At 65.8% G+C, this 17019-nt stretch carries 17 protein-coding genes; 7 read left to right on the plus strand and 10 right to left on the minus strand.

Going from position 1 to position 17019, the window contains the following annotated elements:
* Positions 1 to 13 precede the first annotated feature (13 nt).
* The 7 genes from RHOSA_RS22660 to pcaD all read right to left on the minus strand — a co-directional run bounded on the left by RHOSA_RS22660 (position 14) and on the right by pcaD (position 6531).
* Complete coding sequence (locus tag RHOSA_RS22660; RefSeq protein ID WP_051432161.1) at positions 14 to 1675, minus strand: sensor histidine kinase; 1662 nt, start codon at positions 1673 to 1675, stop codon at positions 14 to 16.
* Between the two features lie 109 nt (positions 1676 to 1784).
* Positions 1785 to 3134, minus strand: a complete 1350-nt coding sequence (locus RHOSA_RS22665) for a lyase family protein (RefSeq protein ID WP_051432162.1) — start codon at positions 3132 to 3134, stop codon at positions 1785 to 1787.
* Between the two features lie 12 nt (positions 3135 to 3146).
* Positions 3147 to 3989: a 3-oxoadipate:acetyl-CoA acetyltransferase gene (locus tag RHOSA_RS0114240; RefSeq protein ID WP_027289199.1), complete on the minus strand. Its 843-nt coding sequence runs from the start codon at positions 3987 to 3989 to the stop codon at positions 3147 to 3149.
* Between the two features lie 42 nt (positions 3990 to 4031).
* On the minus strand, positions 4032 to 4637 hold the full coding sequence (pcaG, locus tag RHOSA_RS0114245; RefSeq protein WP_027289200.1) for a protocatechuate 3,4-dioxygenase subunit alpha: 606 nt from the start codon (positions 4635 to 4637) through the stop codon (positions 4032 to 4034).
* The gene (gene pcaH, locus RHOSA_RS0114250; RefSeq protein ID WP_027289201.1) at positions 4627 to 5349 is read right to left on the minus strand and encodes a protocatechuate 3,4-dioxygenase subunit beta; all 723 of its coding nucleotides are present in this window, start codon (positions 5347 to 5349) and stop codon (positions 4627 to 4629) included. Before pcaH ends, pcaG begins: the two co-directional genes overlap by 11 nt.
* Complete coding sequence (pcaC, locus tag RHOSA_RS0114255) at positions 5346 to 5741, minus strand: 4-carboxymuconolactone decarboxylase (protein WP_027289202.1); 396 nt, start codon at positions 5739 to 5741, stop codon at positions 5346 to 5348. Before pcaC ends, pcaH begins: the two co-directional genes overlap by 4 nt.
* Positions 5734 to 6531, minus strand: coding sequence for a 3-oxoadipate enol-lactonase (gene pcaD / locus RHOSA_RS0114260; RefSeq protein WP_027289203.1), 798 nt, complete (start codon positions 6529 to 6531; stop codon positions 5734 to 5736). The genes pcaC and pcaD overlap by 8 nt, the downstream gene beginning before the upstream one ends.
* 243 nt (positions 6532 to 6774) lie before the next feature.
* Between pcaD and RHOSA_RS0114265 the strand changes: the two genes are divergently transcribed.
* From RHOSA_RS0114265 to RHOSA_RS0114280, 4 genes are all read left to right on the plus strand, one after another.
* Positions 6775 to 7812 (plus strand): TRAP transporter substrate-binding protein, encoded by a 1038-nt coding sequence (locus RHOSA_RS0114265; RefSeq protein ID WP_027289204.1) that lies wholly within the window; start codon positions 6775 to 6777, stop codon positions 7810 to 7812.
* 165 nt (positions 7813 to 7977) lie between these two features.
* Complete coding sequence (locus RHOSA_RS0114270) at positions 7978 to 8478, plus strand: TRAP transporter small permease (protein ID WP_027289205.1); 501 nt, start codon at positions 7978 to 7980, stop codon at positions 8476 to 8478.
* A gap of 6 nt (positions 8479 to 8484) precedes the next feature.
* A complete protein-coding gene (locus RHOSA_RS0114275; RefSeq protein WP_027289206.1) occupies positions 8485 to 9873 on the plus strand; it encodes a TRAP transporter large permease in 1389 nt (462 codons plus the stop codon).
* Between the two features lie 36 nt (positions 9874 to 9909).
* Positions 9910 to 11097 (plus strand): 4-hydroxybenzoate 3-monooxygenase, encoded by a 1188-nt coding sequence (locus RHOSA_RS0114280; protein ID WP_027289207.1) that lies wholly within the window; start codon positions 9910 to 9912, stop codon positions 11095 to 11097.
* Positions 11098 to 11148: 51 nt separating this feature from the next.
* On the opposite strand, the gene RHOSA_RS0114285 is transcribed toward RHOSA_RS0114280, so the two are convergent.
* Both RHOSA_RS0114285 and RHOSA_RS0114290 read right to left on the minus strand, forming a co-directional pair.
* Positions 11149 to 12552, minus strand: coding sequence for a PleD family two-component system response regulator (locus RHOSA_RS0114285; RefSeq protein WP_027289208.1), 1404 nt, complete (start codon positions 12550 to 12552; stop codon positions 11149 to 11151).
* A 40-nt stretch (positions 12553 to 12592) separates the two neighbouring features.
* The gene (locus RHOSA_RS0114290; RefSeq protein WP_027289209.1) at positions 12593 to 12970 is read right to left on the minus strand and encodes a response regulator; all 378 of its coding nucleotides are present in this window, start codon (positions 12968 to 12970) and stop codon (positions 12593 to 12595) included.
* Positions 12971 to 13163: 193 nt separating this feature from the next.
* Here RHOSA_RS0114290 and RHOSA_RS0114295 point away from each other — a divergent pair, with 193 nt between their 5' ends.
* The 3 genes from RHOSA_RS0114295 to RHOSA_RS24370 are packed head-to-tail and all read left to right on the plus strand — an operon-like array spanning position 13164 to position 15847.
* Complete coding sequence (locus tag RHOSA_RS0114295; protein ID WP_027289210.1) at positions 13164 to 14090, plus strand: ROK family protein; 927 nt, start codon at positions 13164 to 13166, stop codon at positions 14088 to 14090.
* The gene (locus RHOSA_RS0114300; protein ID WP_027289211.1) at positions 14087 to 15385 is read left to right on the plus strand and encodes a DNA polymerase IV; all 1299 of its coding nucleotides are present in this window, start codon (positions 14087 to 14089) and stop codon (positions 15383 to 15385) included. The genes RHOSA_RS0114295 and RHOSA_RS0114300 overlap by 4 nt, the downstream gene beginning before the upstream one ends.
* A 12-nt stretch (positions 15386 to 15397) precedes the next feature.
* A complete protein-coding gene (locus RHOSA_RS24370; RefSeq protein WP_051432163.1) occupies positions 15398 to 15847 on the plus strand; it encodes a gamma-glutamylcyclotransferase family protein in 450 nt (149 codons plus the stop codon).
* Between the two features lie 157 nt (positions 15848 to 16004).
* On the opposite strand, the gene RHOSA_RS22675 is transcribed toward RHOSA_RS24370, so the two are convergent.
* Positions 16005 to 16865, minus strand: a complete 861-nt coding sequence (locus RHOSA_RS22675; RefSeq protein WP_051432164.1) for an EipB family protein — start codon at positions 16863 to 16865, stop codon at positions 16005 to 16007.
* Between the last annotated feature and the right edge of the window lie 154 nt (positions 16866 to 17019).

Consider the following 17019-nt stretch of genomic DNA (forward strand, 5'->3'; position numbering starts at 1 on the left):
GTCGCGGCCGCGCTTAACCGATCATGCGACGTTGGGCGTCGTGTTTTCCCGGGTCCACGATCACCCGTTCGGCAGGCAGCACACAGGTCGCGGTTGTCCCCACGCCGGGCGCGGTATCAACCTCCAACGTTCCATCATGCAGCTCTGTGAGCATGCGGACAAGGGCCAGGCCAAGCCCGGTGCCCTGTTGTCGCCGGCTATAGACGTTGTCGAGCTGGGTGAACGGCTCGAACGCGCGGGAGAGTTGGTCGGGGGCCATACCGACGCCGGTATCGGCGACCGACAGACGCATCCGCCCCTGATCATCCAGACGTGCGGCGAGCGTGACCGTACCGCCCGGCTCCGTGAACTTCACGGAGTTTGACAGCAGATTGATCAGGATCTGCTTGATCCGCGTCCTGTCGACCATCACGGCCGGCAAATCCTCAGGCACATCCTCCCGAAGCTCCAAGAGCGCGCTCTGCGCCCGCTCGCCCAAAAGACGGGTACACGCCCTGGCCAGTTCGGCAAGGTTCACCGGCTCTTCGCTGAGGTCCGTGCGGCCTGCCTCGATCTTGGAGAGGTCAAGGACATCGTTGATCAATTCCAGCAGATGGTTTCCGCTGTCCCGAATGTCGTGCAAATACTCCAGACGCTGCTCTTCAGGGATATCCGGGCAACTGAACAGCAAGTCGGAGAAGCCGATCACGGCGTTAAGCGGTGTGCGCAGCTCGTGGCTCATCGCCGCCAGGAACTCGGACTTGGACTTGCTCGCGACCTCTGCCTCGTAGCGGGCGCGCTCCATCGCCTTCTGACGCGCCTCACGGTCGGTGATATCGCGCATGAAGGCATTGAAGGTCCGCCCGTGCGGCGTCCAGGTTTCTGTAATCGCCAGTTCGCAGAGGAACACACTGCCATCGCGCCGGCGCGCGGTGGTCCGTACCCGGCTGTTGAGGAACCAGGCATTACCCACGCGCAGTTGCCCCATCATCCGACGGTGCGCGTCGAGCTCGCCGCCGGGAACGATCAGCGCGGCCACCGACCGGCCCAGGGCCTCTTCCCGTGACCAATTGAAGGTTTGCTCGGCTGCGCGGTTCCAGTCGACGATGAGACCGTCGGGATCGAGCGAAAAGAAGGCGTCCAGCGCGGAATCCAGAACCCGACGCGCATGTGCTTCCGTCGCTTCCGCGTCGGCGCGCGCGGTCACCGTCTCGGTCAGATCGGTACCCGTGCCACGATACCCGATGAACCGTCCCTTACGGCTGAAAACCGGCTTGCCGTTGATCTGAAAGACGTACCGCCGGCCGTCCTCGCTGAAATAGCTATAGCGGAAGCCAAAGAACGGCTGGCGCGCCTGGATTGTCTTCAGATGCTGGGTCCATTCGCTGGCCACGAAGCCATCTCGCGAGAACAGAAATTCACGATTCTGTCCCAAAAAGAGATCGCGCGACAAACCGGTGACTTGCTCGAAACGCTCGGAAAAGTACACGAAGCGGTTTTCGGAATCGGTCTCCCAGACCCAATCGGCGGCAAGCTCGACGACATCGCTCAACCGCTGTTGGACTTCGCGTGCTTCCGTTCGTTGACGTGTCAGCTTGGCAACGGTCGCGACCAGGAAGCTCACACCGAGAATCAGCACGCCCGCCGCCAAAATGACCGCCACGACGATCACGCCGAAGAAATTTGTGGCCGTCACCCGAATTGTCCCGTCGAGATACACCTATAACGTGTCTCAAGCTGCCAGCCACGATGTTAAGAAACGCTTTAGCTCTCGGCAAATCAAACGGAGGCATGCCGGCAACAAGTTAGCGCGCGATCCCGGAACGTTCGTCCGGGGCGAGTTGCGACAGCCCACGATCCACCAGGGTCATGGCTGGCCCGATCAAACGGCTCGAACTGCACAAATCCTCCCAATCCACCGGCGCATGCGTGCGTGTGGCCAGCAGGTCGATCAAATGGCCCTCGCCCTGCCCCGCCATTCGGCACGCCTCGACCACATGTTGCTTGGCTTCCGCCTGCGGCAGGTGCTCGGCCAGCGCGAAGGTGGCCGCCTCCGCCAGCGGGAGGCCGCTGCCGCCGGTCACAGCGGCGGCCATCCGCTCCGTGTCGACCCTCAGCGCGTTCAGCAGCGCGCGGGCACGCCCCAGGCCGCCAGCCGCGCACAGAGCAACTTGCGGCAGGTTGAGCCATTCCAGGGTCCAGGCCATGCCGTCACGCTCCAGTCCGTGCAGCTGCGCCTGGTGCGCCACCGCCAGGCTTCCCGCCGCGTGCCGGGCAAGCGTGACCAGCGTCTCCGCAGCAACCGGGTTCTGCTTGTTCGGCATGGTGGAGGAACCGCCCGCGCCGGCGAGTTGCAACTCGCCCACCTCCACCTGGCAGCCGTGGGCGACGTCCTGCCCCAGCTTGCCGAGCGCACCTGAAATCCGAGCGAAGCTGTCGGCCAGCGCCAACAGCCCGTCACGCTCGCCATGCCAAGCCGGAACCATCGCCCCAAGGCCCAATTCCCCCGCCAACGCGTCGGCCACCTCGGGTCCCCGGTCGCCCAGCGCCGACAGGTTGCCAGCCGCGCCACCGAACTGCACGCACAGGACCTCCGCGCGCAAGACCTTCAGCCGTGCCCGCTCGCGCGACAGCGGCCGCGCCCAGGCAAGCGTGCGTAAACCGAAGCTGGTCGGTACCGCCGGCTGCGTGCGCGTGCGCGCCAGGCACAGCGTGTCGCGGTGCCCGGCGGCAAGGGTTGCCAGACACTGCACGACATCGCGCACACGCCGATCGACCAGATCGCACAGGTCCCTCAAGGCGAGTACGGTTGCGGTATCGATAACGTCCTGGCTCGTCGCCCCGAAGTGCACATAGCCAGCCGCTTCTTCATCCAACGCCGCGCGAAGCTGACGAACCAGTTCCGGCACCGGCACACCGTCGCTTGCGGTCGCGGCGCCGAGCGCCGCCCAATCGGGCTGCAGCGTCATGCTGGCATCGGCGATCCGGCGCGCGACGCCCGGCGGCAACAGGCCAAGGCGGCCCTGTGCGCAGGCGAGGCCACCTTCGACCCGCAGCATATCGGCGATCTGGCGTTCATCCGTGAACAGCGCCCGGACATCCGCGTCGCCAAGCAGATCGCCGGTCAGCGCGGAGGCGAACGGGGACAGGTTCATCACCGGCGTTCGTCAGGCAGCAGGCACAGTCTCGGGCAGCGACAGCAACCGCCGGGCCTCCCGACAACTGGCGGGGTGACGGCCGTAATCGCCGCACAATCTAGCCACGCGTTCGACTAGTTCGGCGTTGCTGGCGGCCAGGCGATCCTTGTCGAAACGGATGTTGTCCTCCAGGCCGGTGCGGCAATTGCCGCCCAGCTCCAGCGCCCAGTGGTTGACGGTCAACTGATGCCGGCCGATCCCGGCGGCGGTCCAGGTCGCCTCCGGCATATGCTTCTTGAGCTGGGCAACCTCGAATTCGAGCACCTCGCGATCCGCCGGCATGGCGTTCTTAATGCCTAGTACAAACTGAACGTGCAGCGGTGTCGACAGTTCCCCCCGCTTCGCCATCTCGAAAGCCGTGTAGAGCATCGACAGGTCGAACACCTCGATCTCCGGCTTGATGTCATGGCGCTGCATCGCCGCTGCCAGCTCGGTCACCAGCTCCGGATGATTCTCGTAGATCATGCTGGGGAAATTGCAGCTACCGGTGGACAGGGAGGCCATGTCGGGCGCCAAGTGCAGCATGCTGCCACGCTCCTCGGCGGCGCGGCCACGCCCACCGGTGGAGAACTGCACGATCATCCCTGGACAGTGCTTGCGCACGCCCTCCTGGTAGCGGGAAAACTTGTCCGGGTCGGAGGATGGGCTCTCGTCGTCGTTACGCACGTGCACGTGGGCGATCGACGCGCCGGCTTCCCAAGCGGCCTGGGTGGATTCGATTTGTTCCTCGACCGTGATCGGCACCGCCGGCGTATGTTCCTTGCGCGGCACGGAACCGGTGATCGCAACGGTGATGATACAGGGATCGGTCATGGGTCTGGCGTCTCGCTGAAGTGTCGCAATGCAGGGATCGGATCAGAGGTCGAAGAACACCGTCTCGCCCGCACCCTGCAGCCGGATGTCCATCCGGTAGACCGGCCCATCGGCCGCGTCCTGCCGGTCGGCGATCAGGGTGTCGCGCCGCTCCGCCGGCACCTGCGCCAAGACGGGATCGGCGGCATTCGCGGCCGCCTCGTCGGCGAAGTAGACGCGGGTGTAGAGGTGGCTCAGCAGGCCCCGGGCGAATACGACCAGACTGATGTGCGGCGCCGCATCCGCCGCCACGGCCCCCGGCTTGAGCGTGCGGAAGACGAAACGGCTCTCCGGATCGGTGCCCGTGCCGCAGCGCCCGTAGCCGCGGAAGCCAGGCCGGTTGCCCACGCCGTCGGCAGACGACGGCAGCCTGCCAGCGGCATCGGCCTGCCAGATTTCGATCAGGGCATCGTCGACCGGCGCTCCCTGGGTATCCAATACCCGTCCGATGAGCCAGATCCGCTCGCCGGCCACCTCTTCGCTTCCAAGCAGGTCCGGCCCGACCAGACCGGGCAGCGGATAGCCGTACTGCCGGGGTGTCAGGCCATAGGCAAAATAGGGTCCGACCGTCTGCGACGGCGTCTGCTTATGCTGGGCATCATCGGCCATGGGCGTGCCCCTCATCCGGTGGCGTCTGGGCGCGGCCGCGCAGCACGATGTCGAAGCGGTAGCCGAGTGCCAGCCCCGGCTCGGTCAATGACCAGTCGAACTCGGCGATCAGCCGCGGCCGCGCGACCCGGGGCGTCCCCAGGAAGATCGGATCGGCGTCCAGCAACGGGTCGCCCGGGAAATACATCTGGGTCACCAGCCGGGTAACCAGCGCCGGCCCGATCACGGAGAAGTGGATATGGTTGGGACGCCAGGCGTTGTGGTGGTTACCCCACGGATAGGCGCCGGGCTTGATCGTCTGGAAACGATAGCGCCCGTCAGCGTCCGTCAGCGCATACCCCGCACCGAGGAAGTTCGGGTCGAGCGGCGCCTCGTGCTGATCGCGGATGTGCACGTAGCGCCCGGCGGCGTTGGCCTGCCAAATCTCGATCAGGGTATGGGGCACGCCACGGCCGGCCTCGTCCAGCACCCGCCCGGCGACCACGATACGCTCGCCCAGCGGCTCGGCATTGACCCAGCCGTTGCGGGTCAGGTCGGCCTGCAGAGGGTCGATCATATTGGGGTCGAAACTGGGACCGGCCGCTTCCGGCAGATCGCCCGACAGACTCACCAGCGGCTGGCGGGGGCCGCGCGCGCGGGTCGACTTGTAATCCGGCGCGATCAAAGGGGGATGGCTATCCCAATCGCGAGCATGAAAGTTACCGGCGGTCACAAGGCTTCCTCCCCGTCCGCATCTATCTCCGCAAACACACGCTTGGCGACCTTGAAGGCCGTGTTGGCCGCCGGAACCCCAGCGTAGACCGCGACCTGCAACAGGGTTTCCTTGACCTCTTCCCGCGTGGCCCCGGTATTGGCCGTCGCACGCAGGTGCATCGCCAGCTCATCGTCGTGGCCGAGCGCGGCCAGCATCGCGATGGTCAGCAGGCTGCGCTGCGGCCGGCTCAACCCCTCGCGGGTCCAGACACTGCCCCAGGCGACCTCGGTGATGAACTGCTGAAAATCGGCGTCGACGTCTGTCGTGTTAGCCTGCGCGCGGTCGACGTGTGCATCGCCCAACACAGCCCGGCGCGTCTTCATGCCCGCGTCATGGCGCCCGTCAGTCACCGGCCGTCTCCCGCACGAAGTCCGCGATCAAGCCGGCGACCTCGCCCGGCTTCTCGATGCAGGGCAAATGCCTGGTCTCCGCGATCTCCTGGTAGCGGGCATGTGGCAGCAACTCCGCCAACTGCTGATTAAGCGCCGGCGGGGTGGAGGGGTCGTCGCTGCCGCACAGGACCAGAGCCGGCTGCGGGATCTCCGACAGCCTGGCCGTCAGATCGGTGTCGCGCAGCGCCGCACAGGTGCCGGCGTAGCCGTGCGGCGCAGGCGTCCGCGCAACCATGTTGCGCCAAGCCTGCGCCGCACCGGGGTTGGCTTGGCGGTAAGCGTCCGACAGCCAGCCAAGCACGATGTTGTCCGCCAACTCGCCCAGGCCCTCGGCCATCACAGTGTCGATGCGCTGCTGCCACCCATCGGCCGTGCCGATCCGGAACCCCGTGTCCATCAGCACAAGTCCAGCGATCCGATCCGGCGCATCCAGGGCAGCCTGCAGCGCGATCATGCCGCCTACGGAAATGCCGCAGACGATCGCTGTCTCGATCCCCTGCGCATCCAGCAGACCGATTAGGTCACCAGCATGATCAGCCATGCGATAGGGCGGCGGCGGGGCGCTGGAAAGGCCGTGGCCGCGCTTATCGTAGCGCAGCACGTCGAACGCCGCCGGCAAGGCGGTGACCGTGTCGTCCCACAGCCGCAGATCGGTACCGAGCGAGTTCGCAAACACCAACGCCGGGCCGCCGGGCGTTCCATCGCGCCGGACGCTCAGGTAAATGCCATTCGTTTCCACGACCTTCATGGCACCAGCGCTCCCCCAATTTTTTATTCCGTCCGGCCCCACGCGTCTCATAGCGCGCTTGATTCAAGGCCACGGGCGCAAGCCTGCGCCGGGCGGGCATGTCTGTAAAGCCGCTGGCATCGGGGAATTCACAGGCAGCATCCGAGCGCATAAGCTGCGACGCGACAACAAGACGCTGCGACCAGCTATTCCCGGCGCCCGCAGGCCAGGAGGTCGCGAACAAACCTTACGGGGAGGCGGCCCATGAAACGACTCATCAAACTCGCAGGCGGCGCCTGCGTCGGCGCGCTAATCGCCAGCAGCGCCCAGGCACAGGAAGTGACCCTTACGGTGCATCACTTCCTGTCGCCCAAGTCGGTAACCCACACCCAAATGATCGAGCCCTGGGCCAAGGAGGTCGAGGAGCGCTCCAACGGTCGGATCGAGGTGAAGATCTTTCCCTCGATGGCGCTGGGCGGCAAGCCGCCGGAACTCTACCGCCAAGCGCGCGACGGCACCGCGGACATCGTCTGGACGCTGATCGGCTACACCCCAGGCGTCTTCCCACGCACCGAGGTGTTCGAGCTGCCCAATGTGCATACCGGCGACGCGCGCGCCACCAACCTGGCGATCCAGGACATCTTCGACCAGCTCGCCGACGACTTCCAGGAAGTCAAGCCACTGCTGGTCCACGTCCATGCCGGCAACGCCCTGCATCTGCGCGAAGCGGAAGTGACCGAGCCCGCGGATGTGCAGGGCCTGAAGCTACGCACGCCTTCGCGCACCGGCGCCTGGATGATCGAAGCCTGGGATGCGGAACCGGTTGGCATGCCCGTCCCCGCGCTGCCGCAGGCGCTGTCCAAGGGCACGGTCGACGGCGCGCTGGTGCCCTTCGAGATCGTCGCACCGCTCAAGCTACACCAGCTCACCGACGTCTCGGTCGAGGGCGCGGACGGCAACCGCTTCGGAACCAGCGTGTTCCTATACGCCATGAACAAGGACCGCTACGAGAGCCTGCCCGCGGACCTGCAGCAGGTAATCGACGAGACCACCGGCCGGGCGTTCGCCGAAAAGATGGGCAAGCTGTGGAACCGCGTCGAACAAACCGGCAAGGACCTGCAGCGCGAGTCCGGTGGCAAGGTGATCGAACTCACGCCCGAGCAGACGCAGGCGTTCAACGAGATCACCCAGTCGGTGACCCAGCGCTGGATCGATCAGGCGAAGGACCGCGGTATCGAGGCGGAAGCCCTGGTCGAGGCCGCCAAAAACGCGATCGCGACACACGAAGACGGCGGCTCGTAAGCTTCAAGGTTGGGGGTGGGGCGCATACACACCTCACCTCCGACGCCGGTTCCGGCAGGATCAACAGATGCGCTAGCACGCCTGATGGCCTAGGCTGCGCGCCACCCGCTGCCGAGCGCAGACACGCCCCTCTCTTCACCCGCACAGCGGATTCATCGCACCAAAATGCAGCAGGCTCTCCACCGCGCAGCCGCGGCCTGGGCGATCCTGGGCGGCGCATTGCTGTTCGCGATTGTGGGCGTGACGATGACGAACGTCGCCGCCTTCACGCTGGACCGCGTGACCGAGCTGTTCGGCCACGATGTCCAAGGCTTGCCCGGGTACGAGGATTTCGTGCGGCTCGCCGTCAGCTCGGCCGCGTTGATGCTGTTTCCCTATTGTCAGGCCCGGCGCGGCCACGTCGCCGTAGACATCTTGGCGGAGACGGTAATGCCGCGTGGCGTCCAGCGCGTCCTCGACACGCTCTGGCATCTGCTGATCGCGCTGCTCGCCGGCTTCCTGGCCTGGAAGATGACCCTTGGCATGCTGGAGACCTACGGCGACCACGCGCTGTCCCGTGTGCTCGGCTGGCCGGTCTGGCCGTTCTACCTGCCCGGCATCGCCTCACTCATGCTCTGGGCCGCGGTCGCCCTGGCCGACCTGCGCCCGGCCAAGCTGGAGGTCTAGGTCGGCATGGGCGCGCTCGAGACGATCGGCATCAGTGGGCTGGCGGTCCTGTTCGGCCTTCTGGCCCTACGCATGCCAGTCGGGCTCGCGATGGTGGCGGTTGGGATCGGTGGTAACTACGTCCTATCGCTCGCCGCACCCTATCTGCGCTTCGGCCCCTATCTGGACCAGTTCAAGACACTGCTCTGGGGAACGGTCGCGAACTACGATCTGTCGGTCGTGCCGCTGTTCGTGCTGATGGGCTACCTGGCCTCGGAAGCCAACCTGAGTCGCGACCTGTTCCGCGGGGTCAACGCGCTGTTCGGACGGATGCGCGGGGGCGTCGCCATGGCGGCGGTGGGGGCGTGCGCCGGCTTCGGCGCGGTCTGCGGCTCTTCGCTCGCTACCGCTTCGACGATGGGCAGGGTAGCGCTGCCGGAACTGCGCCGGCTCGACTACCACCCGAGGCTCGCGACCGGGTCGCTCGCGGCGGGCGGGGTGCTGGGCATCCTGATCCCACCATCGGTGGCGTTGGTGATCTACGCCATCATCGTCGAGGCCTCGATCATCGACATGTTCCAGGCAGCCGTGATCCCGGGGGCGATCGCGGTGATCTTCTTCATGGCGGTGATCGCGCTCACCGTACGGCTCAAGCCATCGGTCGCCCCGGCAGCCGTGGCCATGGAACCGGCCGCACGTCGGCATGCCATACTGCGCCTGCTGCCGGTGCTGGCGATCTTTTCCGCGATCATCCTTGGGCTCGGCTTCGGGCTGTTCACGCCCACGCCGGCCGCGGCGGTGGGGGTGTTTGCCGTGCTCGCGTACGGCTTGGTGTTGCAAATCTTTGGCGATGGCCTGACCGGCGCCGGAATCGTGCGCGCGCTCAAGGACTCCGCGGTGACGAGCGGGATGATCTATTTCATCCTGTTCGGCGCGGAAGTGCTCAAGGGCTTCTTCACCCGTGCCGGCCTGCCGGCCGCCCTCGCCGACTGGGCATCGGCCAGCGGAATGGACCCCTGGCTGGTGCTGATCACGGTACTGGCGCTCTTGATCCTGCTCGGCTGTTTCATGGACAGCCTGTCGATGATCCTGGTCGTGATCCCTTTCCTGTGGCCTACGCTGGTGGCGATCAACGGCGGCGACTACGCGGTTGCGGCGACGGCGGCCTTCGGTATGGGGGCGGCGGACCTGAAGATCTGGTTCGGCATCCTGGCGCTGGTCGTGGTCGAATTGGGATTGATCACGCCGCCGGTGGGCATGAACGTGTTCATCATCAACGCCCTCGCCGACGACGTCCCGATGAAGGAGATTTTCCGTGGCATTCTGCCCTTCTTCGGCGTGGAGATCCTGCGGGTCGCGCTGCTGCTCGCTTTCCCGGCGCTGACACTGGCGTTACCTCACCTCCTATCCGGCTAGCCGCTTGTCCCTGCCCCCAACCGGAGGCGTCCCATCATGAAGCGTACCCAGGTTGCGATCATTGGTGCCGGCCCTGCCGGGCTGATGCTGTCCCAACTGTTGGCGGCGCGTGGCATCGACACCGTCGTCCTGGAACGACACAGCCGGGACTACGTCGAAAGCCGGATCCGCGCGGGCGTGCTGGAACATCAAAGCGCCGCGGCCTTGCGTGCGGCAGGCGTGGGGGCACGCATGGACGCCCAGGGCATGGCGCATTCCAGCATCGACCTCGCGTTCGCCGGCGCGCACCACCGGATCGACCTGGAAGGTCTGACCGGCAAGAAGATTATGGTCTACGGCCAACACGAGGTGGTGAAGGATCTGATCGCCCAACGCCTGGCCGATGGCGGCGATATCCGGTTCGAAGCCGAGGTGAACGCAATCGAAGGGTTGGACGGCGACCAACCAAAAGTCCGCTACACCCACAATGGCCAGCCCCACGAACTCGTGTGCGACTTCATCGCTGGCTGCGATGGCTACCACGGCGTCAGCCGGACCAGCGTTCCAAGCAACGCCCTTAAAGTATACGAGCACCGATATCCCTATGCCTGGCTGGGTGTGCTCGCTGAAGCGGCCCCGACCAGCGATGAACTGGTCTACGCCCGCCACGAAACCGGCTTCGCCCTCTACTCCATGCGCTCGCCGAGCGTGACACGGCTCTACTTCCAGTGCCGGCCGGATGAGGACCCAGAGGCCTGGTCGGATGCCGCGTTATGGGCGGAGTTGCACCGTCGGCTGGAGACCGGCGACGGCTGGACGATCAATGAAGGCCCGATCCTGCAGAAGAACGTCGCGCCGATGCGTTCCTTCGTCGTCGAACCGATGCGCTATCAACGCCTATTCCTGGCCGGCGACGCCGCCCACATCGTTCCCCCAACCGGCGCCAAGGGCATGAACCTCGCCCTCGCCGACGTGCAAGTGCTGGCCCCGGCACTTGTCCGCTGGTTCGAAGCCGGCGACCCGCGCGGCCTCGACAGCTATTCCGAAGTCTGTCTGAAGCGGGTCTGGCGGGTGCAGCGCTTCTCGGTCTGGATGACCCGCATGCTGCACGCCCAGCCGGATGCCGACGCCTTCGAGGAGCGTCTGCAGCAGGCCGAACTGGCCAGCGCAGCCGCCTGCGAGAGTGCCGCCCGGCACTTGGCGGAAAACTACGTCGGCCTGCCATTGGAGGCGCCGGCAACGTAACTTGGCGGACGTGCCTACGCAGGAAAACACGCAGCGGTGTTACAGAACGCTCTAGCGTCGGCCGGCCGTAGCGGATTCCGGGGTGGAGCCTGCGGGTTCCGCAAGCTGTACTTGGTTCCGGCCCGCGTTCTTGGCGGCATAGAGCGCTGCGTCGGCGCGCTCCAGGATAGCATCGGCCATCTCGTCCGCGGTCTCGGCCGTGGCCAAGCCGATCGAAATGGTGACGCTGAGAGGCGAACCATCCGGTAGCTCAATCGAGCTATCGGCGACCTGTGCGCACAAACGCTCGGCCACCTGAAAAGCGGCGGCGCTATTGGTTTCCGGCATCACCGCCACGAACTCCTCGCCCCCCAGGCGGGCGACCAGGTCGATCGAGCGCAGGTTGTCGTTCGCAACCTCGGCGAGCTTGACCAGAACGTCATCACCCACGCCGTGGCCGTGGGTATCGTTGACCACCTTGAAATTGTCGACGTCGAACAGCATCACCGAGACCGGCTTTTCGTTGTCGGCAATGCCCATCAGCTTGCGGTCCAGATGGGTCATCAAATAACGACGGTTGTACAGCCCGGTCAGGCTGTCGATAAACGCCATCGACATCGAGGCCTGAATCCGCTCGCGCAGACGGTCGTGGTAGCGTCGGCGGCGCACCTGCGTCCGCACGCGTGCGAGCAACTCGCCGCGGTCGAGCGGTTTCACGAGATAGTCGGTCACGCCGAGGTCGAGCCCCTTGGCCAGCCGCGGCAGGTCCATATCCTCCAAGAGCAGCAGTAGCGGCAGGTGGCGCGTCTCCTCCTGCGAGCGGAACTGGGAACAGAGCCTCAGACCATCTTCTCCACCCAGGTCGATGCTGACGATCACCAGGTCGAACGTCTGGTCGCGCCCCAGTTCCAGGGCCTGCTCGCCGGTGTCGGTGCAGACGACCTCGTGCTCGGCCTCCGAGAGATATTCCTTCAAACGCTGGGTGGTGAAACGGCTCTTCTCCACCACCAGCACCTTGGCTGGCGCGTCCGCGACCTCGAACTCGCTCGCGATTGCCCCCAGGCGGCCAGAAGTCTCCTGGCGCACGCGCAACTCGTCCATCATCATCTTCAGACGAACCAGCGAGCGGACCCGGGCGAACAATGCGATATCGTTGACCGGCTTGGAGAGGAAGTCGTCAGCCCCGGATTCCAGCCCGCGCACCCTGTCCGCGACGTCCGACAGCGCGGTCACCATGACCACCGGGATATGCGACGTCTTGGGGTTGGCCTTCAATTCGCAACAGGTCTCGAACCCATCCAATCCCGGCATCATCACGTCCAGCAGAATGATGTCGGGATGGTTGGTCTCCGCAACCTCAAGCGCCTTGCGACCACTATCCGCCGTGACCACGTCGTAATATTCCGCAGAAAGCTTAGCTTCCAGCAGCTTGACGTTGGCGGGGATATCGTCGACGACGAGGATGCGTGCGGTCATGCCTGCAGGTCCGTTCCGAGATCTGCCCTTTTAGCGAGGTTCAGTTAAGGAACCGCTGAACGGTCTGCAGAAAATTCGCCACCGAAATCGGCTTGGCGATGTAGGCCTCGCAGCCCCCTTCGCGAATCTTTTCCTCGTCCCCCTTCATGGCGAACGCGGTCACCGCGATCACCGGGATCGACTTGAGGTTATCGTCCTCTTTGATCCATTTCGTGACCTCCAGGCCAGACACCTCCGGCAGCTGGATATCCATCAAGATCAGGTCGGGCTTATGATCGCGGGCGATCTGGAGGGCCTCCATGCCGTCCTTGGTCTGCAGGATGCCGTAGCCGTGTGCTTCCAGCAGATCGTGGAACAGCTTCATGTTGAGCTCGTTGTCCTCGACAACAAGCACCGTTTTGGCGCCGCCCGAGTCCATAGTACTTTCCGACTCCGCGTGGTGTGAGGCGGGGCTTTCTAGCATGCTCAAAAGCTCTCTGCGATTGTGGACCCGGATCGTGCCGAGCCTGCACTTCCCCCTAACAGGCCCGCCCATGCTGCACGGCAACTTACCGGATTAATAGGCTAAGATCATAGCCTTAATGAATCGTAACGACCACCCTGGTTCTGCCATGCGACTGGGTATCGACCTAGGCGGCACCAAGATTTCCGCACTCGCGCTCGACGCTGCGGGAATGGTGCGCGCCCGCCGCCGGATCAAGTCGCCGCGCGACAACTATGCCGCCACCCTGTCGACGGTCTGCGGGCTGGTGCAGGAGATCGAGGATACGCTGCTCACGCCCGACGCACCACGCGCCCGCGTTGGGGTGGGTATCCCCGGCACGATCTCGCCGGCGACGGGGCTGATCAAGAACGCCAACTCCACCTGGCTGATCGGCCAGCCGCTCGACCGCGACCTCGAGAGTGTGCTGGGCCGGCCGGTGCGATTGGCCAACGATGCCGACTGCCTCGCCCTTTCGGAGGCCTGCGACGGCGCGGCAACAGGCCGCAGCCCGGTGTTCGGCGTGATCCTGGGCACGGGGGTCGGCGGCGGCATCGTCGTGAACGGCCAGCTCGTAACCGGTCCGAACGCCATTACCGGGGAATGGGGCCACAACCCCCTGCCCTGGCCGAACGACCAGGAACGCCCAGGCCCCGCCTGCTATTGCGGGCGTCACGGATGCATCGAGACGTTCCTGTGCGGCCCTGCCCTCGCGCGCGACTATATTGAGAACGGAGGCGACGGGGAGCCCGACGCCGCCACGGTCGCCCAGCGGGCCCGCGCGGGCGAACCGGCCGCCATCGCCGCCCTGGCGCGTTACACCGATCGGCTGGCACGCGCCCTCGCCACCGTGATCAACCTAATCGACCCAGCGTACATCGTCCTCGGCGGCGGTCTGGGGAATATCCAAGCGCTGTACGAGGCACTGCCGAACCATCTCTCCCCGTATGTCTTCTCCGACCGGATAGATACGCGCATCGTCGCCCCGCAGCATGGTGACGACAGCGGCGTGCGAGGCGCCGCCTGGCTGTGGCCAGCCGACGAGGCCCGGTCATGACCGGCACCACTGAGGGCGGTCAGCCGACGGCGCTGTGCCGCGACTGCCTGAGCTTATTCGAGAGCAAACCCGTAACCGGGCGCTGTCCGCACTGTCAGTCGCCCCGCGTGGTCGCGCACCCGGAACTCTCCACCCTGTCGGTTGCGCACCTGGACTGCGATGCCTTCTACGCCAGCATCGAAAAGCGGGACAATCCGGCGTTGGCCGACCGCCCGGTGATCGTCGGCGGCGGCCGGCGCGGGGTGGTCGCCGCCTGCTGCTATGTCGCGCGCATCTATGGCGTGCGCTCGGCGATGCCGATGTTCAAGGCGCTCGATCGCTGTCCGGACGCCACCGTGATCAAACCCGACATGGCGCGCTACCGAACCGCAGGTCAGCGCATCCGCGAGATGATGGAAGCGACCACGCCGCTCGTGGAGCCGATCTCGATCGACGAGGCCTTCCTCGATCTGAGCGGGACCGAGAAGCTGCACGGCGGTCCCCCGGCCCGCACGCTGGCCGCACTGGTGCTCCGGATCGAGCGGGAGGTCGGCGTCACCGCGTCGATCGGCCTCAGCTACAATAAGTTCCTGGCCAAGATCGCCTCGGACCTCGACAAGCCGCGCGGTTTCGCCGCCGTCGGCGAGGCGGAAGCGCTAGACTTCCTGGGCGACAAGCCGGTCGGCACGATCTCCGGTGTGGGCGGTCAGTTGCAAAACGCGCTGGCGCGCGACGGCATCACCCTGATCCGTCATCTGCGCCGCTACGAGGAAACCGAACTGATGGCGCGGTTCGGCGCCATGGGCCGACGGCTCTACGCCTTCGCCTGGGGCCGCGACCCACGCCCGGTCGCTCCGAACGAACCAGCCAAAAGCATCTCCGGGGAAACGACCTTCGACGACGACGTGGACGATCCTGAGGAGCTGCTGCGCCGCCTGTGGCCGCAATGCGAACGGGTGGCGCGCCGGCTCAAGACTGCCGACCTCGCCGGTCAATCAATCACGCTCAAGCTCAAGACCCGGGATTTCAAGATCATCACCCGGTCGCATAAACTAAGCGATCCGACCAACATGGCCGACCGCCTGTACCGCACCGCCGAACCGATGCTGCGCCGGGAATGCGACGGTCGTCAGTTCCGCCTGATCGGCATCGGCGCGGGCGACTTGACCGCCGGCGTGTTCGCCGACCCGCCCGATCTGCTCGACCCCAACCGGGACCGACAGAAGAAGGTCGAGTCCGCGATCGACGCCGTGCGCAAACGCCTGGGCGACGACGCCATCACGAAAGGCCGTGGGTTCACAGGAAGCCGGCAGTAGAGACCAACGACGATGACGTTCAGACGACTTGGCAGCCAAGCTGACACGCCATTCGCCGCGGTGCGCCTCTGTGCTCAGGCGCTGGTTTACGGCACGCTGAAGCCAGGGGAACGCAACCATCGTTTGATCGCCGACGCACACCACCACGGACCCGCTCAGACTGCGCCGAACTTCCGGCTGCTGAACGCAGATATCCCGGCAGCCGACCACGGCGGCGCGGCGCGCATCGAAGGCGAATTGCTCACGATCACCAGCGAGCAACTGGCACGGATGGATCGGCTGGAAGGTCACCCGGACTGGTACCGCCGGGAATGCGTTCCGCTGGCCGACGGGACCTGGGCATGGCTCTACCTGCACCCGATCTCGCCGAGCGCGCCCGCCTACCGCGTCATCGAGCGCGGCATCGCCCGCTGGACCGGCGGACAACGCGGCGCCCGCCGGCCGGCTGGCGGACGCGCGTAGCGGTCCCCGGCCCACACCATCAGCTATCCACAGCGATCATCCCCGAACCCGGTGGACAGTCCTGTGGATGACAAGCTCCGACTCGCCGGCAACCGGACGTCTGTTTAGGCTGCCTAGAAGCTAGGCAGCCTACCTTGCGGTGCGGACACACCCCGAGTTAATCGCAGGCTTCCGCCTCCAATGCCGACAACTCGCTGAGCTCGGCATTTACGACGAAGTCGCCGTAGTCGATCTCGATCGACCCCGCGATGCCGTTGGCGAACAGTCGGGTCAGCTGCTCGCTCTCCGGCGTGCTCTCCTTCTGGCTGCTGGGGAAATACGCCAGTTGCACCTGCCAGGAGCGCTGATCCCGAAGCAGCGGGTGATCGAGCGGCAGTGCCTGGTTCGCGGGGATCTCCCGGGTTACGGCCGCGGACACCCCAAACAGTCCGTCGCCTTCGCCGGTGCCATCGAACACATGCCGCCAGAAGAAGGTCGCGCCTTCGCGCGCGCGCTCCAGAATCGCCTCGCTGTGCGCCTTGGGGAACATCGTATCCGAAGGCAGCCGGACGGTCGCCTCCTCCGGTTGTTCCAGAGTTGCCGTGCCGCCCTCTCCCAGGGTCAAGCGCGCGCTGCCCCGGCGATGCTCCGGCGCTGCGCCCGCACCGGTGCTGCGGCGCGTGAAGAAGCGGAAGTGCTCGCCATCGTCGCTTTCCCAAGCGGAATACTGCCAGGCGATCTGATGGCTCCCGCGCTCGGCGAACGACACGCGCATCTGTGCCTTGTAGTCGAGCGACCAGCCATCGCACACGTCGCGCCAGATGAACACGATCTGGCCCGAGATCGCGCTGGCCGCCTGCGAACTGCGCGCCTTCGCCAGGCTCAGGTCGTAGACCGCCTTGTGCGGCACCATCGCCGACACCGGGGATGCGCCCGCGCTAACGCCCAGCACGAGCACCAGGGCACCGGCCGCGGCTGTCGCTGCACGACGGCGCCACTGGGCCTTTGAAGAGGTTCGATTGATCGCGAAGTCGGTCATGGCACCTTACTATGAAGCAGTGAACGTTATCGCCTGGCGCGGCCAGACGCGCGGTGCGCGTCTTTCGCCACCCGTCCCGCGGACGCTAGAGTGTCGGGCCCACGCCTTAGCAGAGCGCGGACCGCGACACCGCCGCACCCCACGGCGCCCCTTT

Origin of the sequence: Rhodovibrio salinarum DSM 9154, from assembly GCF_000515255.1 — a bacterium.
Lineage (GTDB): Bacteria > Pseudomonadota > Alphaproteobacteria > Kiloniellales > Rhodovibrionaceae > Rhodovibrio > Rhodovibrio salinarum.

Excerpts from the sequence above, each read along its gene's own strand:
- RHOSA_RS24370 (WP_051432163.1), top strand. The coding sequence starts at position 15,398 with ATGACGTTCAGACGACTTGGCAGCCAAGCTGACACGCCATTCGCCGCG.
- RHOSA_RS0114295 (WP_027289210.1), top strand. The coding sequence starts at position 13,164 with ATGCGACTGGGTATCGACCTAGGCGGCACCAAGATTTCCGCACTCGCG.
- pcaG (WP_027289200.1), bottom strand. The coding sequence starts at position 4,637 with ATGGCCGATGATGCCCAGCATAAGCAGACGCCGTCGCAGACGGTCGGA.
- RHOSA_RS22675 (WP_051432164.1), bottom strand. The coding sequence starts at position 16,865 with ATGACCGACTTCGCGATCAATCGAACCTCTTCAAAGGCCCAGTGGCGC.
- RHOSA_RS0114300 (WP_027289211.1), top strand. The coding sequence starts at position 14,087 with ATGACCGGCACCACTGAGGGCGGTCAGCCGACGGCGCTGTGCCGCGAC.
- RHOSA_RS0114270 (WP_027289205.1), top strand. The coding sequence starts at position 7,978 with ATGCAGCAGGCTCTCCACCGCGCAGCCGCGGCCTGGGCGATCCTGGGC.
- RHOSA_RS0114290 (WP_027289209.1), bottom strand. The coding sequence starts at position 12,970 with ATGGACTCGGGCGGCGCCAAAACGGTGCTTGTTGTCGAGGACAACGAG.
- RHOSA_RS0114280 (WP_027289207.1), top strand. The coding sequence starts at position 9,910 with ATGAAGCGTACCCAGGTTGCGATCATTGGTGCCGGCCCTGCCGGGCTG.
- RHOSA_RS0114275 (WP_027289206.1), top strand. The coding sequence starts at position 8,485 with ATGGGCGCGCTCGAGACGATCGGCATCAGTGGGCTGGCGGTCCTGTTC.
- RHOSA_RS22665 (WP_051432162.1), bottom strand. The coding sequence starts at position 3,134 with ATGAACCTGTCCCCGTTCGCCTCCGCGCTGACCGGCGATCTGCTTGGC.
- RHOSA_RS0114240 (WP_027289199.1), bottom strand. The coding sequence starts at position 3,989 with ATGACCGATCCCTGTATCATCACCGTTGCGATCACCGGTTCCGTGCCG.
- pcaD (WP_027289203.1), bottom strand. The coding sequence starts at position 6,531 with ATGAAGGTCGTGGAAACGAATGGCATTTACCTGAGCGTCCGGCGCGAT.
- RHOSA_RS0114285 (WP_027289208.1), bottom strand. The coding sequence starts at position 12,552 with ATGACCGCACGCATCCTCGTCGTCGACGATATCCCCGCCAACGTCAAG.
- RHOSA_RS0114265 (WP_027289204.1), top strand. The coding sequence starts at position 6,775 with ATGAAACGACTCATCAAACTCGCAGGCGGCGCCTGCGTCGGCGCGCTA.